This window comes from Yersinia alsatica (assembly GCF_902170305.1).
Taxonomy (GTDB): Bacteria; Pseudomonadota; Gammaproteobacteria; order Enterobacterales; family Enterobacteriaceae; genus Yersinia; species Yersinia alsatica.
Map to the genome: position 1 here is coordinate 95,042 of NZ_CABHWW010000011.1, position 23,180 is coordinate 118,221.

Consider the following 23,180-nt stretch of genomic DNA (forward strand, 5'->3'; position numbering starts at 1 on the left):
ATTAAGGTTATCGACCAGACTTTTGATAACTTGAGTAAAAATGTGGGTCCAAACTCGGCTTTAATTACAATCAAAATATCTATTTATCAAAATAGCCATTTATCAAAATAACTGGCTTAAGTCGCTACTATAAGCTTTCACCGCCTGCTCCCCCGCATTCTTCATTTGCTGAATAACACTGACCAATTTTTGCGCATATTGTGGGTCGGTGGCGTAACCGGCTTGTTGCAGGGCATGTGCGCCTTGTTCAGGGCTTTGTGCTGCAGCAACATTGGCATAGCGCGGGTTTTGGGTCAGTAATTTGACATAATCACTGATGGCTTCGACGTAAGAGCCGTAAACCCGGAAGCGGGCTTTGGTTTTCTTCGCTACCCCTTGCTCGTATTCAGTGGTAGTTATCTCACTGACCGGGCCATCCCAGTTACTGCCTGCTTTGATACCAAACACGTTGTAGCTGGTCTTGCCATCCGCCGTTGGAATTTCACGCTGGCCCCAACCTGACTCCAGTGCGGCCTGCGCCACAATGAGCTGATGAGGAATACCACTTTGCTGACTGGCAATCTGCGCGGGGATAGACATGCGCGCGACGAAACTACCCGTGCCTTGCGGCAGTGATGCTGAGCTGTTGGTCGGTGGTGTCGGCATAGCCCGACGCACCATTTGCTCCAAGGCTTGCGCGGGCAGAGTTTGCAGGACTTCATTGTCCAGCATCATAGGTACCGTGCCCGCGTTTTCACTTGGTGAGGTAGTGCCAGAAAGCTGCTCTACCATCATATCCGCCAGCCCCAACCCTTTGACCGACATTTGCTGAGCGATTTGCTGGTCATACATAGAAGTATAAAGCCGGGTTTGATCACTGTTCATGACGCCATCTTGCGGCAAGGCAGAGCGCATGCTTTTGAGCATCATCTGCACAAACATCCCCTCGACCTGCTGGGCCACCTGTTTTAGGTTCCCCTGCGGATCTCTGGCCGCATCACGTTTCAATGTATTCAGTGATTGGGCGTCATAAGCCGCCCCGGACATCGCCATCAAATCACTCATTAGATAATTTCCAATTTAGCCCGTAAGCAGCCAGCACTTTGCATCGCCTGCAAGATAGACATCAAATCGATAGGCGTTGCCCCTAGGGAATTCAAGGCGCGGACTACATTATTCAGATTCGGGCTAGCATTCACTCGCTGCAATACTCCGCCTTGCTGCTGCACGGAAATCTGGGTATTCGGTGTCACTACGGTCTGACCGCCACCAAAAGGTGTGTCAGGCTGGCTGACCGTATTTTGTTTGTCGACCACCACGGACAGATTCCCCTGAGCCACCGCGCAAGAGTCCAGCACCACATTGCGGTTCATCACCACCGAGCCGGTACGGGAGTTGATAATCACCTTGGCATCACCGGCATCCACATTGACCGGGATATTTTGAATATCAGCCAGGAAACGGACTTGCGAGCTACTACCGCGCGGCACTAAAACCTGAATGGTACGGGCATCAATAGCGGTCGCAGAGCCAAAACCACGTTGACGGTTAATGGCATCACTGACCTGCTGTGCCATGGTGAAATCTTCGTTATTCAATTGAAGATTAATCACGCCGTCAGTACCAAAGGTGGTCGGCAATTCACGTTCAATGGTCGCGCCATTGCTAATGCGCCCACCGGTCAATTGGTTGACCTGCACACTGCTACCACCAGAGGAAGCCCCGGCACCGCCGACTAATACGTTACCCTGCGCCAGCGCATAAACCTGATTATCGACCCCTTTTAGCGGAGTCATCAGCAAGGTGCCACCACGGATACTTTTGGCATTCCCCATCGAGGAAACCACGACATCAATGGTTTGCCCGGCACGGGAAAATGCCGGCAACTTAGCCGTGACCATCACCGCAGCCACGTTTTTAAGCTGCATATTGGTGCCCGGCGGTACAGTAATACCCAGCTGCGACAGCATGTTACTCAAGCTTTGTGTGGTAAATGGCGTCTGCATGGTCTGGTCACCCGAGCCATCCAAACCCACCACCAGGCCATAGCCGATCAATGCGTTATCACGCACTCCCTGAACGGTCACTAAATCGCGGATACGCTCAGCCGAAGCCGGTAATGACAGCAGCGAAAATAGCGCCAAAAGCGGTACAACAAATAATGTGATAAGTGACGGTTTACGCATTGATGGGCCTCTTAGTACGGCGAAATATTAAGGAAGAACCGCTGCAACCAGCCCATGGTTTGCGCTTCATTGATATAACCATTACCCACATACTCTATGCGTGCATCGGCAACCTGGGTTGAGGTCACGGTATTGCTGCCGCTGATGGTGCGTGGGTTGACTACCCCAGAGAAGCGAATAAATTCAGTTCCCTGATTGATGGCGATCTGTTTCTCACCCACTACATGCAAGTTGCCGTTAGCCAGCACTTGATTAACAGTAACGGTGATGGTGCCATTAAAGGTGTTATTGGCATTCGCCCCCCCCTTGCCACCAAAGGTGTTGTCACCAGAAATATCCATATCAGCCCGCGCGTTACCCAATAATCCTTCTAAATAACGAGGCGCAGTCGCGACACCAAATTTGCTGGAGCCATTTCGGCTGGCATTGGCTGAAGAACTTTTGCTGGCACTGACATTTTCCTGCAAGGTGATCGTCAGTGTGTCACCGACGTTACGTGGACGGCGGTCTTCGAATAGCGGCTGATAACCATAATTCATCGGCTGGGCAGCCTGGAAAATAGAGCCATTCGGCAGTGGCGCACTGGCGGGGGCTGGCTGGGCAGACGTAGTGCCATCCACCAGTGGTTTATGCGGAATATACGCGCAACCATTGAGCAGTAGCATCGCCATCAATGGCGCACCCACCCATCTCAACTCACCTAATTTTCGCAGCGGCGATGTATCCATTTCTGATTATCGATCCTGTAACCTGTTAGAGGCTGGCAAGGTCAGCCCCGAATACTTATTATTCTGCGGCTATCAGGGGGCGCAATTGCCCCCCGAGAGCGGATTTACAGCTGTGTCAGTTTCTGCAACATCTGATCGGAAGTTGAAACCGCTTTACTGTTGATTTCATAGGCGCGCTGCGTCTGGATCATGTTGACCAACTCTTCCGCCACATTGACGTTAGAAGTTTCCACATACCCCTGATACAGCAAGCCCGCGCCGTTTAGACCTGGGGTTGAATCATTAGGTGCGCCGGAGCTGGCAGTTTCCTGATACAGGTTCTCGCCCACACTTTCCAGACCACTGTTATTGATAAAGGTGGTCAGTGTCAGTTGCCCAACTTGTTGGGTGGCAGTTTGCCCTTGCAGAGTGACACTCACTATCCCATCACGCCCTACCGTCATGCTTAAGGCATTGGCTGGAATAGTAATCGCCGGTTGTACCTGAAAACCGCCGGAGGTCACTAACTGACCATTTTGGTCAACCTGAAAAGAACCATCACGGGTATAGGCATTGGTGCCATCAGGCATCTGCACCTGAAAGAACCCTTCACCTTTGATGGCGATATCTTTGCTGTTATCGGTCTTGGATAGGTTGCCCTGACTGTGCAAACGCTCAGTGGCGACCGGGCGCACACCCGTACCAATCTGCAAACCCGATGGCAACGTGGTCTGCTCGGAAGATTGTGCTCCCGGCTGGCGCATCGTTTGATACAACAAATCCTCAAACACCGCCCGCTGGCGTTTAAAGCCATTGGTACTAACGTTCGCCAAGTTGTTGGCGATAACATCCATATTGGTCTGTTGTGCATCCAAGCCGGTTTTGGCAATCCATAGTGATCGGATCATCAGTTTATTCCTCTGCGCCTGCGCGCTTAGCTCATTGCTAACAGCTGATTAGCGCGCTGTTCGTTTTCATCCACACTGTGGATGACTTTCATCTGCATTTCGAAACTGCGGGCATTGGCAATCATGTCGGTCATCGCTTCAACCGCCTTCACGTTACTGCCCTCCAGCACACCCGGCATGATTTTAATCAACGGATCGTTGGCCAACTGAGCACCACGGGCCTGTTGCGCCGCAGGTGTCAAATGGAACAAACCGTCATCGCCATGCATCACTTCACCCGCCGTGGCTCTGACCCGTTTAATTTGGCCGAGCTGGGCGATAGTATTGGGTGAGTCACCGGCATTCAGTGCCGAGATGGTGCCATCAGCTGCGATGGTCACCGCCGCCTGAGGAGGCACTTCGATCGGGCCGTTGTCACCCATTAATGGATAACCCTGCACGGTCATTTGCCCGTTAGCCCCAACCTGAATGTTACCGTTGCGGGTATAGGCCTCAGTGCCATCGGGCAGTTGCACCGCCAGATAACCATCTTGCTGCAAAGCAACATCCAACGGACGACCACTGTAATTCATCGTCCCCTGGCTGATATCTACTCCCGGGGTCGATGCCGTGACCAAGGTGCGCGTGGCCATACTCGGCCCGTCGATAGGTACGGCGCGCATGGCCGCCAACTGCGCACGAAAACCCGGCGTAGAGGCGTTAGCCAAGTTATTCGCGGTTACCGCTTGCAGCTCTAATGACTGCCGCGCGGCGCCCATCGCGGTATATATTGCGTGATCCATGAGCTTATCCCGTCAGTTCGATTAACGCAGGTTAACCAGAGTTTGTAAGATCTGATCCTGAGTTTTGATGGTCTGGGCGTTGGACTGATAATTACGCTGCGCCACGATCATGTTCACCAGTTCTTTACTCAAATCCACGTTAGAAGATTCCAATGCGCCACTGGTCAGGGTACCGAAACCGCCACCACCTGCAGTACCAAGAATGGGGTTACCGGAAGATTTGGTTTCTTTCCAGACGTTATCGCCCTCTGGAGATAAACCTTCAGGGTTGGAGAAGTTAACCAGCACGATTTGACCGAGCAGTTGGGTCTGTTGGTTCGAATAAGTACCTACCACAGAACCGTCGTTATTGATCTGGAAACCAGTGAATTCACCCGCAGCGTAACCGGTCTGATTCTGGGTCACGATACCGTCAGTCCCGGTATTCTGCTGTTTGCTGCCACCCACATTCAGTGCGAAAGTTTGTGCTGGAGCACCGTTAACCACGCCCATCGGGATCGTCATATTGAAGTTAGTTGCGCTGGCTGCACCGCCGTCATTCGCTACTGTTTTCAATGCACCATTGGTATCAAATACCATAGTGCCACGCAGTGATGCCGCCGCTGGGTCAGCCGGGTCAAAAGGTTTGGTTGCGTCAGCCAGAGTGGCGCTGCTGTCTTTGGTGTACACCTTCCAAGTGTTGCCATTGGCGGCATCTTCCGCTGTTTTCACATAGTACACATTGATAACGTGGCGGTTACCCAGACTGTCGTAGGTCGTCATGTTATTAACAAAGCTGTACGTGTCGGGTTTTTCTGGATCAAAAGTGGCGGTAATGACATCGTGAGTTGAGGTCAGGTTAGCGACCATGTTGCCCGACACAGTAGCTTTGGCGGCAATCATATCCTGAGGAATAGACAGAGGAACCGGGTTAGCGCCCTGCTGTATGGTTGGTGGAGTACCTGTTGCCGGATAGCCGGTCAGGCTCAGCCCCTGCATGTTGACGATATTGCGGTTTTCATCAAGTTTGAACTGGCCGTTACGAGCAAAAAATACGCCGCCGCTGCTATCTTGCATCCGGAAGAAACCACTCTGACTGATGGCCAGATCCAGGCGACGGTTAGTCGTCGTCGGCGTGCCGTCGTTAAAGTCCTGAGTAATCCCGGCAACTTTAACGCCCATACCGGTTTGAGAACCCGCAAACATATCGGCAAAAGAAACTGAGCCGGCTTTAAAACCTGAGGTCGCCGTGTTGGCGATATTGTTACCGATCACATCCAGATTACTGGATGCTGCGTTCAAACCGCTGACTGCTTGAGAAAAGCCCATTTTCTTCTCCGTTAGATTCGAGGCCCGTTAAAGACCTTGAGCATTGATGACATATCAAATGCCACTTTTAAAAATAAGGGTGAGTCAGTTCGAATCATTGCCTCACCGTAATGTGGGTTTACTGCTGTTTATGTCGATAACCGGCTTACAAAATCTGACGGACTTTATCCATCGTGATGGTTCCTGCCAGACCAAGGTCCAATTTGGAGCCGTCGCTACCGCGGGTCACACCATTGACGATGGCGTAGCTCAACGGAGTAGCAACCAGCGACTCGCCCCCATTGCTGGCGGTAATAGTCACGGTATAAGCACCATCTGGCGCATTGCCGCCAGCGTCCAGTGAGCCATCCCAGGTAAAGGCGTGCACCCCCGCAGACAGGCTGCCTATCTCAATAGTGCGCACGGCCAGACCATTGCTATCACTGATAGTTGCGGTCACTTTGTCCGCTGAACGTTCCAGCTCAACACCAAATGGCGTGGTGGTCACAGTGCCGTCTTTACTGCCCGCTAAGATACTGGTGCCCGGGATCATCACACCGTGACCAATCAGGCTACTGGCTTGCAAGGATTGGCTGCTGTCGATTTGTCCGGAAATAGAACCCAGAGTGGTATTCAACTTTTCAATGCCGCTCACCGTGTTGATTTGCGCTAATTGCGTGGTCAACTCGTTGTTTTGCATTGGGTTGGTCGGGTCCTGATTTTTTAACTGCGCAACAAGCAAGGTCAGAAAGCTGTTTTGCAGATCCTGACTGGTACTGCCGCTACCGGTGGTAGAGCTGGTACCTGTGGTGCTGGTGATACCGTAATCGCTATCTGTCAGGGAATTGGTAATGGCCATTGATGCAGGCTCCTGTTATTGACCCAATGCTTTATTGACCCAAGGTCAGCGTCTTGAGCATTAGAGATTTAGTCGTATTCAGCACTTCGACGTTGGCTTGATAGCTGCGCGAAGCCGAGATGGTGTTGACCATCTCACCGGTCACATCGACGTTCGGCATACGGACATACCCCTTGGCATCCGCCAATGGATTACCCGGTTGAAATACCAAGCGATCTGGAGCCGGATCATCGACTACCTGAGCAACACGCACACCGCCAGTTTCCTGCCCCGGCTGAGCCGCGACCTGAAATACCACTTGCTTAGCGCGGTAAGGCTGACCATCTGGGCCAGTAACACTGTCGGCGTTAGCCATGTTGCTGGCGCTGACGTTCATGCGCTGCGACTGAGCTGATAATGCAGAACCGGCAATATCAAAAATATTCAGTAAAGACATACGTCTTATCCTTGTTGTAACACTGACATCATCCCTTTGATCTGACCGCCAAGAACGGTCAAATCGGTCTGATATTTCAGGCTGTTATCGGCAAAATTCGTACGTTCACGGTCCATATCCACTGTATTGCCATCCATCGATGGCTGATCAGGGACGCGGAATAACAGATCAAGATCAGGCGGCTGAACTGTGCTTGCCGGGATATGACGGGCTGACGTTAAACTGAGCGACACCCCTGTACCATTGACACGTCCTTGCTCCATCACTTTTTTCAGTTGACTGGAGAAATCAATATCACGTGCCTGAAAGCCGGGTGTATCCGCATTTGCAATATTGGACGACAGGATCTCCTGTCGTTGAGCACGCAAGTTAAGCGCCTCTTGTTGAAAACGCAGAGCACCGTCCAGTTTGTCGAGCATAGTCCCCCCGCAAGGTTAGAATTTGGAGTCGACAGCATAAACGCCGCATAGGGAAGCCTATCGCCAGAATAAGGGCAAAATGCGTCGCTATTTATCCCCTTAACCTTGTTGAGGTACAGGTACACTAGTGGGCGAAAAGAGGTTGTAGGCAATAAAAGAGCAGCCTGGCTTGAGCGGATTGCAGGGGCGAAAAGGAAAATTGATGGCAATAAAAAGAAGTGACGCCATAACATTAACTGTGGGGCTACTGCTGGCGAGTCAGGCATTGGCACATCAAGCGGTGGCGGCAGATTTATCTGCACAGGTAAATCAATTCTTCCGACAACAGTATCCCGACCAAGAGAGTCAGGTGAAAGTTGTCATCAAAACGCCACAGAGCCAATGGCCGCAATGTGAGATGCCCGAAATCACACTGCCAACCAATGCTCGCCCTTGGGGAAATATCAGTCTGTCGGTGCGCTGCGATGGTCAGCGCCGTTTTATTCAGACCCAAGTACAGGTCAGTGGGCACTATGCTGTCGCTGCTCGCCAACTGGCCAGTGGCGCGAAAATTACCCCGCAGGATATTGAGATGAAACAAGGCCGGCTCGATACTCTGCCCCCCGGCGCATTACTGGAACCTCATTTTGCCCAAGGGGCGGTGAGTTTGCGGCAAATCAATGCGGGTCAACCTTTGACTCGGAATATGCTGCGCCGCCTGTGGCTCATAAAAGCCGGGCAAGATGTACAAGTCTTAGCGCAAGGCGAAGGATTTAATGTTAATAGTAATGGCAAGGCCATGAATAACGGCGCTATTCAAGATAATGTTCGGGTGCGCATGGCCTCGGGTCAAATCGTCAGTGGTACCGTGGCGGAAGATGGCACCATTCGCATTATGTTATAGTGATTAAAGTTTTTTTAACCTTTGCCGATAACACTAATATGCAGTTATTTGCGGGGTAAATAGTGACAATCCCGCCATTCTTTTGCTGAAAGATAGCGGGTCGATAAACGCCAATCCCGCTATAAAGGGAGCACCACAACATGAGTATTGATCGCACTCAGCCGCTATTACCAGTAACACCAGTACAGCCACGGGAAACCAGTGATATTGCGCAACAGACGCGTAAACCTTCGGCCCAAACAAAAACGCCAGTAAGCGGTACCGAGGTTAAATTGAGTGATGCGCAGGCAAAACTGATGCAACCGGGCAGTCAGGATATCAATGTAGAACGTGTGGAAACATTAAAGCAGGCTATTCGCTCAGGCCAACTGACTATGGACACCGGTAAAATTGCCGATGCTCTGCTCAAAAATGTCGCCGATGACCTGAAGAATAGTTAAGTAAAGCCATAATAGTTAATTGTAAAAGGATATCTGGTGGTGGAAAGATTACAGACCAATCTAGACCAACAACTTGAACTTCTCGAATCCCTGAAAGCTGTTGTAGCGCAAGAGCAACAATTGCTGTGCTCCGGTCGGATTCAAGGTATCGTGTTGCAAGGTGTGACCGAACAGAAAAGTTCAATCTTGGCTACCTTGGCTTATCTGGATCAAACACGCCTCACCACCGAGAAAACCGTCAATATTCAAGCGCCTTATCATAAGGTTGCTGAACTAGCCCTACGCTGGCAGCGGATGATGGAATTGGCTGAAAGCCTTCAATACAACAACCTACATAATGGGCTGTTGTTGCAACAACATATTGAATATAACACTCAAGCATTAGCTGTGCTGAATACCCGCCACGGCCAGTCACTGTACGGGCCAGATGGTCAATCTAAAGGCGCCAGTCTACTGGGCCGCAAGATTGGTATTTAGCCCCTTTATCGCACGGTGATTATATTCCATTGGCACAGAGCGGGAGTGCCGTCGTAACAGAGGGTGACTGTAGTGTACCTGTTGCCATATCCATGACGATAAAATCTGTGCTGGTCTTTTTGGTCCAATATTCGCCAGCTGACCAACCTGAACCATAGGCGGTTAAACTTCCCCATTCTCCCCACAACGTGCCATCCGGCGCACGTGCCCCATTTGTTGCCCGTGAGGAATCAATCAGTGTTGATTGATCCGAACCCTGGCATTTTCTGCTCGCCTCTAAATCTGTTATCGGTCCTTTACCAGTGGAGTATATCCATAAATTAGGTTTGAATTGATAAGTGGCTGTATAACTCGGGAATTTTTTACTTTTCGCGGCCACAATCAATGTACCAAAGGGTTTATAGATAAAACTCACCTGTCCTTGATTATTAACCGCGACATGGCTTGCGAATGATGATGTCCAGTCATACTGAGTATTATTAGTAATATTATCATTCATCACTAATTGGAAAGTCGCCTTCTCAAACGCCGTTTTCGGGAACCCTCTATCCGTAGCGAACTGTTCGCCATTAACCGCAATATTGGTTATCTTTGGTACTGGGAATAATGTTATTTTTTGCTGTAATGTGCTCAATTCCTGAGTATCAACCTGTGGCGTAATAGTAACATAGCCCACCTTATCTCCTGTCAGAGTGGCAGTATAGTGATCTATATTTTCCGTGACCGCACTAATAGTCACCGGGACGCCACTTTGAATAAAATCTATATCCTTTATTCCACTAATAAAATTATTATCTTTATTAAGAGGTACAAACGAGAGTATTGAGCTCATTGTGCCGTCAGCAACAATATCTGGCTCAGAGACAGTAAAGCGTGAGCGAGTTATATCAGGGGTAGAATCAGTGGTAAACCGGATATTGACACTCTGCTGTTGCCCCTCAACGTCCAGAGTTACTATCGACGGACCAGCAGTCGTATTGGTTAGTGCAATACGCGCAATCCCATTACCCTCTGTTTTTCCAGTTATTTTACTGGGGAGCGCACCATGACTGGCCGTGATGACGACATCTTTCCCCACTATGGGCATTTTATCAGCATTGGTAACTGTAAACTCAACGGTTATTGCCGTGCGGCCATCCGCTGGCGCACCATCACCGATGACCGCTGATGTGATCCAAAATTGGGGTTGCTGAATAGTGATAGTCAATTCTGATGAATTAGAACGATTCCCGTGATCATCAACAGCAACCGCCGACAAAGTGTAAGTGTTCGCAGCCTGTTCGGCATGGCTACGAACAGCAGTCTGATCGGTTTGGGCCACGCGCTGGTAAGGCGGTAAAAGTAAACTGAACTGCGTGGCACTGAATGGTATTAGTTTGCCACCAGCCGCAACCCAATTCGCATCATTCCAGACGATATGTTTTACCCCATATTGGGCTTGTACTCGTGCGCTAATGGGATAACTCTGACCTGGTTGGCCAACAATCTTCACAGGGGATAATATCAATTTGAGGATATTTTTTTTCTGGTAATCCAGTACGATATTATTGTTTCGCTCAACAAGATTATAACGGCTCTCAGTGAGCAAACGTGTTCCTGCTATTGCCGAAGAACTAACTTGTGAGTAAAAACTCTCTCCCAGGCGATAATCCATTTGAAAATTCCACTGAGTTTCATGCTTGCGGCTTTTCCCCATGCGCTGATCAACACCAAGAGTGAAGAGGGGTATTGGTGTATAATTAAGCCCGGCGGTAACCGCGTAAGGGTTACGTTGTAGATTATCTTTACCAAATAAAGCGACTCGTTCACCAGAGTATTGCTCATATATTAATTTCCCGCCTAGTTGAGGGTGTGCAGGTAAATAAGCCTTTGCTCGCAAGTCTCCCCCAGAAACAGGCCGTTCATTATAATCGGAAAAATCACGGGACTGGTGCCAACCATTGAGGCGAAAATAACCATTAGCTGATAATTGTAAATAGTCAGCCCATGCTTCAACACCAAAACCAATACGTTGGTTGTGCCCAGTAAAATCATTATCATAGAAAGTATTAAAACCGTACATCCAAGCTTCCTGCGCGATACGAGCCCCGGCGCCAATATTAAGCGTATTTCGACTGTCTTTATTACGAAAGCCAAATTGACTAAAAAACACATGAGAAAGAGACTCATGCCAAGGAATAAGCCAATCAATAGAACTTTCTTTAAGGGAGAGTTTTTTATTAAAATTAACATTAACTTGTGCAGTGCCAAATTGGCTTAGCCAATTCTTTATCTCTTGATTAGTCATATCATTTGCCATTGAGTGCGCAATTTCGGGTACACGCTCAGAGGAAGCCAAGCGAGTACTGGCATTTACCAACCTATTGACTGCCTCGTCGTATCGATATTCTTTAGCCATTTCCACATCTACGGCATCAGCTTGCCACTGATCGTTGACATTATATTTCCATGAAGCGCCCACAGTAAATATAATGAATATTAAAAAAGACAAAAGTATAATTTTTAATATAGTATTTATGGTTATTAATTTAGTATAATAAGAATGCATTAATGCCTCCCTCTAAATTTTCACGATTAATTTAAAGTAGCACATAATCTAAACTTAGAATGAAAAATTATTTTATTTATTAAAAAGTGAATGCCAAATAAATAACAATGATATTAAATAGATGGCTAATAAATTATTTAATATAGTTTTTCACTATTAAAATAACTGCAATCCTATTCATAAAATAAGTTCTTTGAGTTTTTCGCGATGCGCTAATGTGGCGTGACTAAGCAACTCTTTGCTTGGTTTCAAGGAGGAAAGATGAAAATACAGCGCATGTTATTTAGTTTGTTTTTTTGCAGTGTAATGGCGATGTCAATACACTCGGTGGCACAGGCTAAAGAGCTCAACAATCATCCGCCACTGCCTATATGCTATGCCTGCATTTACCCGATATGGGTGTAGGTTGACGGCGGATGTAGCTTAACGATAATTGACTAGTACTTGGTTGCTGATCACTTGTAGCGGCGGGTTTACTCGGCCTTTGCCCGCAATGAAATAAACAAAAGTCAGTTGGGTCGCGGCGGCTTCACCAGCAAGCCCCCGACTCTGCCCACTGCCACCTTCAAGTGGCATACAACGGGTTGGTGTGCATAACTTCACCTGCAACCCATCTGGTGCTGCCGACATTAATTGGTAGCGCCAGCCTACTGAAACAATCCGCGCGTTTTCCTGAGCCAGTGCCACAGGTGAACGCAGCGGTTTTGCTGATGTCGCCACGCCCCGCAGGCTCTGCGTCACGCCAATATCGTCTGCCACCCAAGAGCCCGAAGCTGCCGCATGCAATGGCAACAAACCGAGCGAAAGCAAACTACCGATAATGACTTGAGGAAGACGAATCGGCATCAGGCCGCTCCTATTGTTGACGTCATGCGAATTTGGCGATTATCACCAATTTCCAGATTAGACAGCACCACCATCTGCGGCAAACTGCGGCGCAGGAAGCGCGCTAATAATGCCCTAAGTGCATGATTAACCAGCAACACTGGCGGTGCTCCCAGCATCTCTTGACGTTGCAGCGCTTGTTTGGCTTGCTCTAACAGGCGGTCAGCCAGCCCCGGTTCCAGACCGCCACCGCCTTGTAGTGCCTGTAACAGCAAGCGCTCCAGTGCGGCATCCAGCCCGATAACCTGAATTTCACCGGTGCCTGGGAACCATTGCTGTGCAATTGAGCGCCCCAATGCAACACGTACCACCGCCGTTAACTCGTAAGGATCAGTTTGATTTGGTGCATGCTCGGCCAGTGTTTCAATGATGGTGCGCATATCGCGGATTGATACTCGCTCCAGCAACAGGTTTTGCAACACTTTGTGCAGCGTGGTTAAGGTCACCACTCCGGGGATGAAATCTTCGGTCAGCTTCGGCATCTCTTGCGAAACACGATCCAGTAGCTGCTGGGTTTCCTGACGGCCAAACAGCTCACTCGCAAATTGGCTAATCAGATGGTTCAAGTGCGTCGCCACCACGGTGCTCGCCTCTACCACGGTAAAGCCCTGAATCTGCGCCTGTTCACGTAATGCACTTTCAATCCATACCGCCGCCAAACCAAAGGCCGGATCATGTGTGGCCTCACCCGGTAATGTCCCAACGGCGTTACCCGGGTTGATGGCTAACCAGCGGCCGGGATGAGCTTCACCACTGCCAATTTCGACCCCTTTCATTAATATCCGATAGCTTGCTGGCGGCAGTTCCAGATTATCTCTGATATGCACCACCGGCGGCAGATAGCCCATTTCTTGGGCAAACTTTTTACGGATACTGCGAATTCGGCCCAGTAGCTCGCCATTCTGCTGAAAATCCACCATAGGAATCAGGCGATAGCCCACTTCCATACCCAGCGGGTCTTCCAATTGAACATCTGACCATGTGGCTTCAGTAGCTTGTTGTTGATCCTGTATGACTGGGGATTCTGCCTCTGTCGGCTGCTGTGTCTGTTTACCCCGTAAACGCCAGGCTAATGCCAGCAGCGCTACCGTGAACAGCAGGAAGACAAAGTTTGGCATCCCCGGGACCATCCCCAGCAAGCCCAGCACACTGGCACTCAAAACCATCACCCGCGGGTTGTTGAACAACTGGGTGACCATTTGTTGGCCGACATCCTGATCGGTACTGACGCGAGTCACAATAACACCGGCGGCGGTGGAGATAACCAATGCCGGAATCTGGGCAACCAAGCCATCACCGATGGTCAGCAAGGTATAGGTTTCTGCCGCATGACCGACGGCCATGTCGTGCTGAAGTACCCCAACGAGTAAGCCGCCGACCACGTTAATCACCATGATCAGTAACCCGGCAACCGCATCACCGCGCACAAACTTACTGGCCCCGTCCATTGAGCCGTAGAAGTCTGCTTCTTGGGTGACATCTGAACGGCGTTTTTTCGCCTCATCTTCGCCAATTAATCCGGCATTCAAGTCAGCATCAATTGCCATTTGTTTGCCGGGCATCCCATCCAGCACAAAGCGCGCGCCCACTTCGGCAATACGCCCGGCCCCTTTGGTGATAACCATAAAGTTGATAATCACCAAGATGATAAAGACCACGATACCAATGGCAAAATTACCGCCCACCAGGAAGTGACCAAAGGCTTCAACAACCCGGCCCGCTGCCGCTGCACCGGTGTGACCATCCATGAGGATGATACGGGTTGAGGCAACGTTTAATGACAAGCGCAGCAATGTTGAGAACAGCAAAATAGTGGGGAATGCCGCGAAATCCAGCGTGCGCTGGGTAAACATCGCCACCAACAGCACCATAATGGACAGCGCGATATTGAAGGTAAACAGCAAGTCAAGGATGAACGGCGGGAGCGGCAACACCATCATCGACAAGATCATTAAGATCAGGATTGGCCCGGCAAGAATTTGCCACTGCGTATCTTTAAAATTGCCCGGTAAACGTAGCAGGGCGGCCAAGTTAGCCATTAGTCAGTCTCACTCTCTGTTGCAAAATCCAGTCCTTCCGGTACCGGCAGATGTTCAGGTTTTTTCGGGATTAGCCCACCTTCCCGCTTCCAGCGTTTCAGCTGATAGACCCAGGCAAGGACTTCTGCCACCGCTGCATACAGGGTGGCTGGAATATGTTGGCCTACTTCGCTATGCCGGAATAATGCCCTGGCCAGCGGCGGCGCTTCTAATAAAGGAATGCGGTGTTCAGCCCCCAATTCACGGATGCGTAGCGCAACAGCCCCCGCCCCTTTCGCCAAGACTTTCGGCGCGCTCATTTTTGCTTCGTTGTACTGCAAAGCCACCGCATAGTGAGTCGGGTTAGTGACTATCACATCGGCTTTGGGGACATCCGCCATCATCCGCCGGCGGGCCATCGCTCGCTGCTGCTGACGTATGCGCCCTTTCACGTGCGGGTCACCTTCTTGATCTTTGAATTCATCACGTATTTCCTGCTTAGTCATACGTAACTTTTTGATATGGCTGGTTATCTGGAAGAATACGTCAAAGCCGACCATCGGCGTCAAACCAAGCACCACCACCAATCCGCAGAAGATAATCAAATGCAGCGCATCGCCTAAAGCCGCGACCGGAGGCGCCGCCATCAGCCGCATCATATCTGGCCAGTTATGCCACAGGAATATGCCGGTAACCCAGCCAACCAAGGTCGCCTTCAAAATCGCTTTCAGCAACTCAGCCAGCGCCTGAGAAGAAAACATTCGCTTTAAGCCTGCGATAGGGCTCATCCGCTTTAGATCAAATGTGATCGATTCGCCGCTAAACAGCACGCCGCCCAACAGCATCGGTACTGCCAGCGCCACTATGACTAAGCCCGCGAAAATCGGCAGCAGCGCCATCAGTGTTTGCCTCAACAGCATGCCAATTTGCCGCAGCATTTGCTTATCATCACTCACCATGCCGTGGTCAAAATGCAAACCTTGGGCAATCATGGCGGCAAGTTGTCGCGCCATCGACTCTCCCGAAACCCACAAGATCGCCAAACCGGCCCCGAGCATCAGCATCGAGGTCAGTTCGCGCGAGCGCGGGATCTGGCCTTTTTCGCGAGCCTTCTCCAGCTTGTGGGCTGTGGGTTCCTCGCTTTTTTCCAGATCGCTATCTTCAGCCACAGCAGGTATTCCTGTTCAGCGTAAGCGTTCCCATATCAGAGAAATGAATGAAAAATAAAATTGCTGCTTAGCATGACAAACATTCAGCTAGCCTATGGATGGAACAAAGCTGCAATTAGGCGGTTATTTCTCGGATCAGTGCCCGCAGTGGCCCTCTTCGGCTCACTCAGCACTCGAACATCAAGAGCCTCCAACATCATTATTGGCTTATTCATGTTTTATAATGAATTTTTTATAAACAGTGTATTTTGATGTGATATAAAAAAAGAATTAAATTCAGTTATTTTGTTACCCACACAAACTCAATTTAAATAATAAACCTACAGAGTTAAATGATAAACAAGACATATCAAAAGGAAATTGAGATGAAAAGATTCAATGTGACTTATGATATTCAAAATCATAAAAGAAAAATATTATCCATAATAAAATCAAGTGAAATACTGATTATTAGAATGTTTCCAGGAAAAGACTTCGCAGTAATGATGCTCAATGCGATGACAGATAACATCGAGTATCAGGTCGTTTTCACCATCGCCTCAGCAGAGGTCTACGTTGTCAGCGTGCAATCTGATACCAATAAAATCAATAAATTAAAAGAAAATATTGCCGCAAACACTGACGTTAGATTTGTCGGTCATGGTTATAAAATAGATCGCAATAAAGAGCCTATTATTTATACCGAAAACTTATTTATTAAATTCAATGAAAAATTAACAGAAAGTGAATGTAAGACAATTATCAAGCAATATAACCTTATTATGAAAGTGAAGTTGACATTTATTACTAATGGTTACTTTGTATCAACTCAGCCTAATACCGGAGATCACGTTTTTGTCATTGCCGAAGAAATATTAAAGCGCAAAGATATTGACCATTGCCACCCTGAGTTAATTCATCATAAAGAACCCAAAATCATTCATCCTAATCAATGGCACCTAAAGAAAACCGTCGTGCGGGTTGAAATTGATGTTGATGCCAGTGCCAATGTGGAGAATGCGCATAAAATTACGCAAGGTGAAGGCGTGGTTATTGCGGTTATCGACGACGGGTTTGATTTAAGCCACCCTGAATTTATGCGTGAGGGGAAAATCATCCATCCCGCCAATTTTTCTGGAGTAAACACCAACAGCGATCCTAGCCCCGAAGCGGGTGATACCCACGGAACACCTTGTGCGGGGGTCGCCTGCGCCGATGGCCGTTATGGGGCATCCGGTGTCGCACCGGCGGCAAAACTCATGCCGATACGTCAGGCGGAAGGTTTAGGATCACTAGGAGAAGCTTTAGCCTTTGCCTGGGCTGCAGATATGGGCGCTGATGTTATTTCTTGCAGTTGGGGGCCGGTCGAGGGCATTTGGTTCGATCCAGACGATCCCGAGCACGAAGTTGCTGCCGAACTGCCGGCATTAACCCGCTGGGCGATTGATTATGCTGTGAAAGAAGGCCGCGATGGCAAAGGCTGCGCTATCTTTTTTGCCGCAGGTAATGGTAATGAATCGGTAGATAATGACGGTTATGCCAGCTATAAACATGTTATTGCCGTGGCCGCCTGCAATGATCGCAGCACGCGCTCCACTTACAGCGATTATGGTAAGGCGCTGTGGTGTGCCTTTCCTAGCGGGGATTTTTTCAACCCGTTGGAACTCCACCCTACGCCATTAACTCCGGGTATTTGGACTACTGATTTACGGCATGAATATAACAAGGACCAAGGTGCAACCAATACCGGGGATATCTTTGGCAATTATACCAATAGCTTTAACGGCACTTCCAGTGCCTGCCCCGGTGCTGCTGGCGTGGCGGCTCTCATTCTCTCGGTCAATCCGTCACTAAGCTATCTCGAGGTCAAAGATATTATTCGGCATACCTGCGACCAAATAGACAAAAAGAATGGTTTATATGATGAAGATGGGCACAGTGAATGGTATGGATATGGTCGAGTCAATGCCAAACACGCCGTACAGCTCGCCATAGAGTGGGATGAAAGTACGCATCAGCGACAGCAAAACCAGTAAAACCAGTAAAACCGTGAATTGGATGACTGATATTCGATAAACACCGATGGTCAGGATGAAATAACGCGGCTAATAAGCCAAAGAAGAGTTGCAGATGAGATCTAATCTACTACAAAGAGTAGCCTCATCTGCACCGTATAATTCACTATCCGCTACAGGGTTCAGAGCCTATTAGAAGCCCAGGCTATCAAGCAGGTCATCAACCTGATCCTGATTGGCAATAACGCCAGTTCCATTTTTATCCAATTGCGGCCCATTGAGCAGGCTGTCAGTGGGTTTCTGCGGTTTGGATGGCATATCCGGAATGTTCTCCATCAACACCATTAATAGTTGTTTCTCAATCTCTTGCACCACATCCATCATGCGCTTGATAACCTGACCAGTTAGGTCTTGGAAATCTTGCGCCATCATGATTTCCAACAATTGCGCATTGGTAAATGATGTATGTTGTGGCACCACATCCAGATAATCGCGGGTATCCGTGACCAGCGAACGGGCATCTGAAAGCTCGATTGGATTTGCAAACCATTCATCCCAGCGAACTTTAAGCGCTTTAGCCGAAGACTCCAACTCATTCTGGCGCGGCTGTGCCGCTTCAACGCAGTTTAATGCTCTTTCAGCGGCCTGCGCCGTCATGTGGACCACATAATCCAGACGGTCGCGAGCATCAGGAATCGCTTCTGCAGCCTGAGCAATGGCTTGGTCAAGACCCAATTCACGTAAGCTATCACGCAGCATCCGTGTGAGTTGACCAATACGGCTGATTATATCACTGGCTGACGCCGCATCTGTTGCGGGCATTTGATGGTTACTCATCTCGCCTCCTTACATACCCAACTTTTCAAAAATCTTATTGAGCTTCTCTTCCAAGGTAGCGGCAGTGAAAGGTTTCACTACATAACCACTGGCACCGGCTTGCGCTGCTGCGATGATATTCTCTTTTTTAGCTTCCGCAGTTACCATCAGAACTGGCAAAGTACCAAGAGCACCGTCAGCACGGATAGTTTTCAACAGATCCAGGCCATCCATATTTGGCATGTTCCAGTCGGAAACCACAAAATCAAAACCACCCGTACGTAATTTATTCAATGCGTCTACACCATCTTCGGCTTCTTCCACATTGTTAAAACCCAGCTCTTTTAGCAGGTTTCGGACAATACGACGCATGGTCGAAAAATCGTCTACCACCAAAAATCTGAGATTCTTATCCGCCATACTAACTCCTAAAGTTTGTTGCTCACCGCTGAGCGATTAAATACCAATATCTTGTTTATAATAGAAAAATTATATCCAGTAATATCAGCCAAGGTCATTGACGTTGCCAGTAGGCAGCTCACTCCTCCTGTAACGTCAAGGACGAAGAGTGACTAGATGCGCAAGGCTTGCCCGCTACTGATCTGCGCCAACATCCGCTGGCTTATCTGATTCAGCTCCAGGATTTCATTAACCCCACCCATTCCGATAGCTTCACGCGGCATACCGAACACCACGCAACTGGCTTCGTTTTGTGCGATGGTATAAGCGCCTGCACGATGCATTTCCAACAAACCGGCAGCACCATCATTGCCCATTCCCGTCAGAATCACACCGACGGCATTACGTCCGGCATACTGCGCGACAGAACGGAAAAGGACATCGACCGAGGGGCGATGACGATTAACCGCCGGCCCGTCATGAATACGCACCTGATAGTTTGCACCACTGCGCGCCAGTTCCATGTGCCGATCACCGGGTGCAATGTATGCGTGTCCGGGCAATACCCTTTCACCGTCTTCTGCTTCCTTCACCGTAATCTGACACAATTTATTGAGCCTCTCGGCAAATGAACGGGTAAAACCCGGTGGCATATGCTGCGTGATCAATAAGGCCGGACTGGTCGGCGGCAAAGGCTGCAAGACAGTTCGGATCGCTTCCGTCCCGCCGGTTGATGCACCGATGGCGATTAACTTTTCACTACTGAGCAAAGGTGTATGGCTGAGCATCACCGGGGCATGTTCTGGGCCACGTTGCGGCAAACGTGCTTTAGCCGCGGTACGGATTTTCTCCGCAATCAGCTCACTGTAAGCCAGCATCCCCTCTCTGATACCCAGTTGCGGTTTGGTGACAAAATCAATCGCCCCCAACTCCAGCGCCCGCATGGTTATCTCGGAGTTCTTGCCAGTTAATGATGAAACCATCACTACCGGCATGGGCCGCAGTCGCATTAATTTCTCAAGGAAATCCAAACCATCCATCCGCGGCATTTCGACATCGAGAGTCAAAACTTGCGGATTGAATTTTTTGATCAAATCACGGGCAACCAATGGATCAGGTGCTGCCGCAACCATTTCCATATCCGGGTGACTGTTAATAATCTCCGTCATTAACTGGCGCATCAATGCAGAATCATCAACGCACAATACTCTGATTTTACTCATCACCTCTCCTTGGTCAGTCCATAAACGGTCTGCCCGCGCAAATAGAATTCCCGACTAATTTGACTGAAATTCTCCGAATGACCTGCAAACATTAAGCCACCGGGTTTTAGCAAAGGAACAAAGCGACGCAGGATGCGCTCCTGCGTCTCTTTATCAAAATAAATCATCACATTACGGCAAAAAATAGCGTCAAACTGCCCGGGCAATGCCCACTCAGGCGCCAACAGATTGAGTTGCTGGAACTGAATCATGTTGGCCAACTCTGGCCGCACCCGCACCATGCCCTGATGTGGGCCGGTGCCACGCAAGAAATAGCGTTGCATTTGCTGTGCTGACAACGAGCGCAATTCATCTTGTCGGTATACGCCACTGGTGGCTTTTTCCAACACTTGGGTATCAATATCGCTGGCCATTACATGGCAGGAACCCGAACGATTTCCCAACGCATCACTTAGGGTCATAGCGATGGAATAAGGCTCTTCGCCAGTCGATGCTGCCGTACTCCATACCGAATAATTTCCCGCTCGCTGGCGAGCATGCTCAGCCAGAATCGGAAAATGGTGCGCCTCACGGAAAAATGCCGTCAGGTTAGTGGTCAATGCATTAACAAATGCCTGCCACTCAGCACTGTTTGGATCGGTCTCCAGCAATGCAAGATATTGACCAAAATCGTTAATCCCGAGCAACCTTAGCCGCCTGACCAAGCGGTTATAGACCATTTCCCGTTTGTGTTCGGCCAGCACAATCCCGGCCCGTTGATAAATAAGTTGGCAAATGCGCCGGAAATGCACATCCGACAGCGGGAGCCGTTGAATCATCTGGGTTAGAATCGACCCAGACTCTTGGGGTGACGGCTGAGTAGATTCTTTCATTAATGAAGACTTCATCGATGATGGTTTCATTCGGCCTCACCCCGCAACACAGTCTTTGTTACGTCGTTTGACAATCTGGGATTTCCTTTGCGACCGTGGCTTTTACAACCGATTGCTTACCACTGCCGTCTGCTGCCTGCCCCTCCCCGTTGTCGCTACCTTGCTCCAAACGAAAAACAGACACTGCATTAGAGAGCATACTTGCCTGCTCTTCCAATGCGTTAGCCGCAGCCGCAGCCTCTTCCACTAATGCGGCGTTTTGCTGAGTGACCTGATCCATTTGTGTTACTGCGAGTGAAACCTGCTCAATGCCTCGGCTTTGTTCATCCGAAGCGGAAGCGATTTCACCCATAATGTCGGTAACCCGAGTCACTGAGCGAACGATCTCTTCCATGGTAGTTCCCGCATTTTCGACCAGTGTGGAGCCCTGGCGAACACGGCTGACCGATTCATCGATCAACCCTTTGATTTCTTTTGCTGCCTGCGCACTGCGCTGGGCTAAATTACGCACTTCACCGGCAACCACCGCAAAACCACGGCCTTGCTCACCGGCACGGGCTGCCTCAACGGCCGCATTCAATGCCAGAATATTGGTTTGGAATGCAATGCCATCAATAACACTGGTAATAGCGCCAATTTTCTGCGAACTGGTGGCAATATCGTGCATTGTTGTGACAACACTTCCCGTCAATTCCCCTCCTTTGGCCGCCGTCTCCGAAGCATCTTGCGCCAGCAATGTGGCTTGACGGGCGTTATCCGCATTCTGTTTCACGGTCGCGGTTAACTGCTCCATGCTCGCCGCAGTTTGTTCCAATGATGCCGCTTGCTGCTCAGTTCGTGCTGATAAGTCATTGTTACCGGCCGAGATTTCCTGAATGCCCGTTAACATGGCTTCGGTGCCGTCGCGCACATGGCTAACCGTCGTAATCAACGAGCGCTGCATAGTGCGTAAGCTGGCAAACATCTGGCTGATTTCATTGCGGCCAGAGACATAGATTTGACCGGATAAATCCCCTTCAGCGATGCGATCAAAATGAGCTCGCATAATCTTCAGTGGTGTGACAAACATCGTGCGCAGCCAGACCAGTGAAGAAATAGCCATCACAATCACCATCAGAATCGCGCCACCAAATATCCACATGGAGAGATGGTAAGCTTGCTGATTCTGAGTGCCTGCTTCAGCAATTACCTCATTGGCATATTGCAAATACTGCACAAAATCGGCTTCAAACAAATCTTGAGTCTTCTGGGTGGGCTGGTCCATAAAGCCTTGTAAATTACCGGCTTCCAGCAGATCGATTAATTCTCGTAATGAGGTACGCAGGTTCTGATAACTGTTTTTGGTGGCATCCATCAATTCACCACCGGTATCACTCTCATCCAGACGTGGCACCGCCAGGAACTGATTAAAATAGAGATCAGCTTTCTGTAATGAGCTACGTGCATTCCCCATTAACGCGTTGACTTGCTCCTGAGGTACTTTGAGAGCCGAGCGAGTCCCCGCTCGGTTTAAGGTATTACGCGCCTGAAGCAAGGATACCCAACTGAGGCTTAATGCATCCCGTTGCTGACTACTGAGATCCACACGGTTTAAATTTTGATAGTCTGAACGAAAAGCAGTAAATGACAGACCACTTGAAATTAACTGTATTGAACAAATCAACATCAGTAACAGGAAAAAGCTGGTAGAAATCCGGATTCGGCCAAACATCGTAACCTCTTCTCAGCCGGCTCGTTGGCCGGCTTTATTTATCCCCGCCATACTTCAAGCTGCATGCGCGTTGGCTGTCTTCGTTCACCCCAGTCACTTATTGATGCAAGCTCTTGGGGATTCTCTTAATTGCCGCCTTTCTGCAACTCGAATTATTTAGGGTCTTTTGTGTAGGGGGCGCT

At 49.3% G+C, this 23,180-nt stretch carries 22 protein-coding genes; 4 read left to right on the forward strand and 18 right to left on the reverse strand.

Annotation, left to right across the window (positions count from 1 at the left end; genetic code table 11):
- Positions 1 to 102 precede the first annotated feature (102 nt).
- The 9 genes from flgJ to flgB form a co-directional block, all read right to left on the reverse strand.
- On the reverse strand, positions 103 to 1,044 hold the full coding sequence (gene flgJ, locus FTA96_RS07230) for a flagellar assembly peptidoglycan hydrolase FlgJ (RefSeq protein WP_050121952.1): 942 nt from the start codon (positions 1,042 to 1,044) through the stop codon (positions 103 to 105).
- Positions 1,044 to 2,165 (reverse strand): flagellar basal body P-ring protein FlgI, encoded by a 1,122-nt coding sequence (locus FTA96_RS07235; RefSeq protein WP_145573491.1) that lies wholly within the window; start codon positions 2,163 to 2,165, stop codon positions 1,044 to 1,046. Before FTA96_RS07235 ends, flgJ begins: the two co-directional genes overlap by 1 nt.
- Positions 2,166 to 2,176: 11 nt before the next feature.
- A complete protein-coding gene (gene flgH, locus FTA96_RS07240; RefSeq protein WP_050129671.1) occupies positions 2,177 to 2,893 on the reverse strand; it encodes a flagellar basal body L-ring protein FlgH in 717 nt (238 codons plus the stop codon).
- A 104-nt stretch (positions 2,894 to 2,997) separates the two neighbouring features.
- Positions 2,998 to 3,780 carry a flagellar basal-body rod protein FlgG gene (gene flgG, locus FTA96_RS07245; protein WP_050106679.1) on the reverse strand — a complete coding sequence of 261 codons (783 nt, stop codon included), beginning with the start codon at positions 3,778 to 3,780 and terminating at the stop codon, positions 2,998 to 3,000.
- Between the two features lie 26 nt (positions 3,781 to 3,806).
- Positions 3,807 to 4,562, reverse strand: a complete 756-nt coding sequence (locus FTA96_RS07250) for a flagellar basal body rod protein FlgF (RefSeq protein ID WP_050106680.1) — start codon at positions 4,560 to 4,562, stop codon at positions 3,807 to 3,809.
- A gap of 21 nt (positions 4,563 to 4,583) precedes the next feature.
- Complete coding sequence (gene flgE, locus FTA96_RS07255) at positions 4,584 to 5,870, reverse strand: flagellar hook protein FlgE (RefSeq protein WP_145573493.1); 1,287 nt, start codon at positions 5,868 to 5,870, stop codon at positions 4,584 to 4,586.
- A gap of 145 nt (positions 5,871 to 6,015) precedes the next feature.
- Positions 6,016 to 6,708: a flagellar hook assembly protein FlgD gene (gene flgD / locus FTA96_RS07260; protein ID WP_050106682.1), complete on the reverse strand. Its 693-nt coding sequence runs from the start codon at positions 6,706 to 6,708 to the stop codon at positions 6,016 to 6,018.
- A 31-nt stretch (positions 6,709 to 6,739) separates the two neighbouring features.
- Positions 6,740 to 7,144, reverse strand: a complete 405-nt coding sequence (flgC, locus tag FTA96_RS07265; protein WP_004708157.1) for a flagellar basal body rod protein FlgC — start codon at positions 7,142 to 7,144, stop codon at positions 6,740 to 6,742.
- A gap of 5 nt (positions 7,145 to 7,149) precedes the next feature.
- Positions 7,150 to 7,563, reverse strand: coding sequence for a flagellar basal body rod protein FlgB (flgB, locus tag FTA96_RS07270; protein ID WP_004392144.1), 414 nt, complete (start codon positions 7,561 to 7,563; stop codon positions 7,150 to 7,152).
- 202 nt (positions 7,564 to 7,765) lie between these two features.
- Between flgB and flgA the strand changes: the two genes are divergently transcribed.
- The 3 genes from flgA to FTA96_RS07285 all read left to right on the forward strand — a co-directional run bounded on the left by flgA (position 7,766) and on the right by FTA96_RS07285 (position 9,363).
- Positions 7,766 to 8,446, forward strand: coding sequence for a flagellar basal body P-ring formation chaperone FlgA (flgA, locus tag FTA96_RS07275; RefSeq protein ID WP_050151311.1), 681 nt, complete (start codon positions 7,766 to 7,768; stop codon positions 8,444 to 8,446).
- Between the two features lie 140 nt (positions 8,447 to 8,586).
- Positions 8,587 to 8,886, forward strand: coding sequence for a flagellar biosynthesis anti-sigma factor FlgM (flgM, locus tag FTA96_RS07280; RefSeq protein ID WP_050106684.1), 300 nt, complete (start codon positions 8,587 to 8,589; stop codon positions 8,884 to 8,886).
- Positions 8,887 to 8,922: 36 nt separating this feature from the next.
- The gene (locus FTA96_RS07285; RefSeq protein ID WP_050106685.1) at positions 8,923 to 9,363 is read left to right on the forward strand and encodes a flagella synthesis protein FlgN; all 441 of its coding nucleotides are present in this window, start codon (positions 8,923 to 8,925) and stop codon (positions 9,361 to 9,363) included.
- Between the two features lie 19 nt (positions 9,364 to 9,382).
- Here FTA96_RS07285 and inv read toward each other — a convergent pair whose 3' ends face one another.
- The 4 genes from inv to flhB form a co-directional block, all read right to left on the reverse strand.
- A complete protein-coding gene (gene inv, locus FTA96_RS07290; RefSeq protein WP_145573495.1) occupies positions 9,383 to 11,911 on the reverse strand; it encodes an inverse autotransporter invasin Inv in 2,529 nt (842 codons plus the stop codon).
- 423 nt (positions 11,912 to 12,334) lie between these two features.
- The gene (locus tag FTA96_RS07295; protein WP_050121948.1) at positions 12,335 to 12,757 is read right to left on the reverse strand and encodes a flagellar protein FlhE; all 423 of its coding nucleotides are present in this window, start codon (positions 12,755 to 12,757) and stop codon (positions 12,335 to 12,337) included.
- Positions 12,757 to 14,835, reverse strand: a complete 2,079-nt coding sequence (flhA, locus tag FTA96_RS07300; protein ID WP_050121945.1) for a flagellar biosynthesis protein FlhA — start codon at positions 14,833 to 14,835, stop codon at positions 12,757 to 12,759. The genes FTA96_RS07295 and flhA overlap by 1 nt, the downstream gene beginning before the upstream one ends.
- Positions 14,835 to 15,983: a flagellar biosynthesis protein FlhB gene (gene flhB / locus FTA96_RS07305; protein ID WP_145573497.1), complete on the reverse strand. Its 1,149-nt coding sequence runs from the start codon at positions 15,981 to 15,983 to the stop codon at positions 14,835 to 14,837. Before flhB ends, flhA begins: the two co-directional genes overlap by 1 nt.
- Before the next feature lie 455 nt (positions 15,984 to 16,438).
- Between flhB and FTA96_RS07310 the strand changes: the two genes are divergently transcribed.
- Complete coding sequence (locus FTA96_RS07310) at positions 16,439 to 17,998, forward strand: S8 family peptidase (protein WP_314732597.1); 1,560 nt, start codon at positions 16,439 to 16,441, stop codon at positions 17,996 to 17,998.
- Positions 17,999 to 18,169: 171 nt separating this feature from the next.
- Here FTA96_RS07310 and cheZ read toward each other — a convergent pair whose 3' ends face one another.
- The 5 genes from cheZ to FTA96_RS07335 form a co-directional block, all read right to left on the reverse strand.
- Positions 18,170 to 18,814 (reverse strand): protein phosphatase CheZ, encoded by a 645-nt coding sequence (gene cheZ, locus FTA96_RS07315; RefSeq protein ID WP_050106690.1) that lies wholly within the window; start codon positions 18,812 to 18,814, stop codon positions 18,170 to 18,172.
- A gap of 9 nt (positions 18,815 to 18,823) precedes the next feature.
- Positions 18,824 to 19,213 (reverse strand): chemotaxis response regulator CheY, encoded by a 390-nt coding sequence (cheY, locus tag FTA96_RS07320; RefSeq protein ID WP_005164479.1) that lies wholly within the window; start codon positions 19,211 to 19,213, stop codon positions 18,824 to 18,826.
- A gap of 152 nt (positions 19,214 to 19,365) precedes the next feature.
- A complete protein-coding gene (locus tag FTA96_RS07325) occupies positions 19,366 to 20,415 on the reverse strand; it encodes a protein-glutamate methylesterase/protein-glutamine glutaminase (protein ID WP_004708134.1) in 1,050 nt (349 codons plus the stop codon).
- On the reverse strand, positions 20,415 to 21,233 hold the full coding sequence (cheR, locus tag FTA96_RS07330) for a protein-glutamate O-methyltransferase CheR (protein WP_235895239.1): 819 nt from the start codon (positions 21,231 to 21,233) through the stop codon (positions 20,415 to 20,417). Before cheR ends, FTA96_RS07325 begins: the two co-directional genes overlap by 1 nt.
- Before the next feature lie 112 nt (positions 21,234 to 21,345).
- On the reverse strand, positions 21,346 to 22,998 hold the full coding sequence (locus FTA96_RS07335; RefSeq protein WP_050106692.1) for a methyl-accepting chemotaxis protein: 1,653 nt from the start codon (positions 22,996 to 22,998) through the stop codon (positions 21,346 to 21,348).
- Positions 22,999 to 23,180 lie beyond the last annotated feature (182 nt).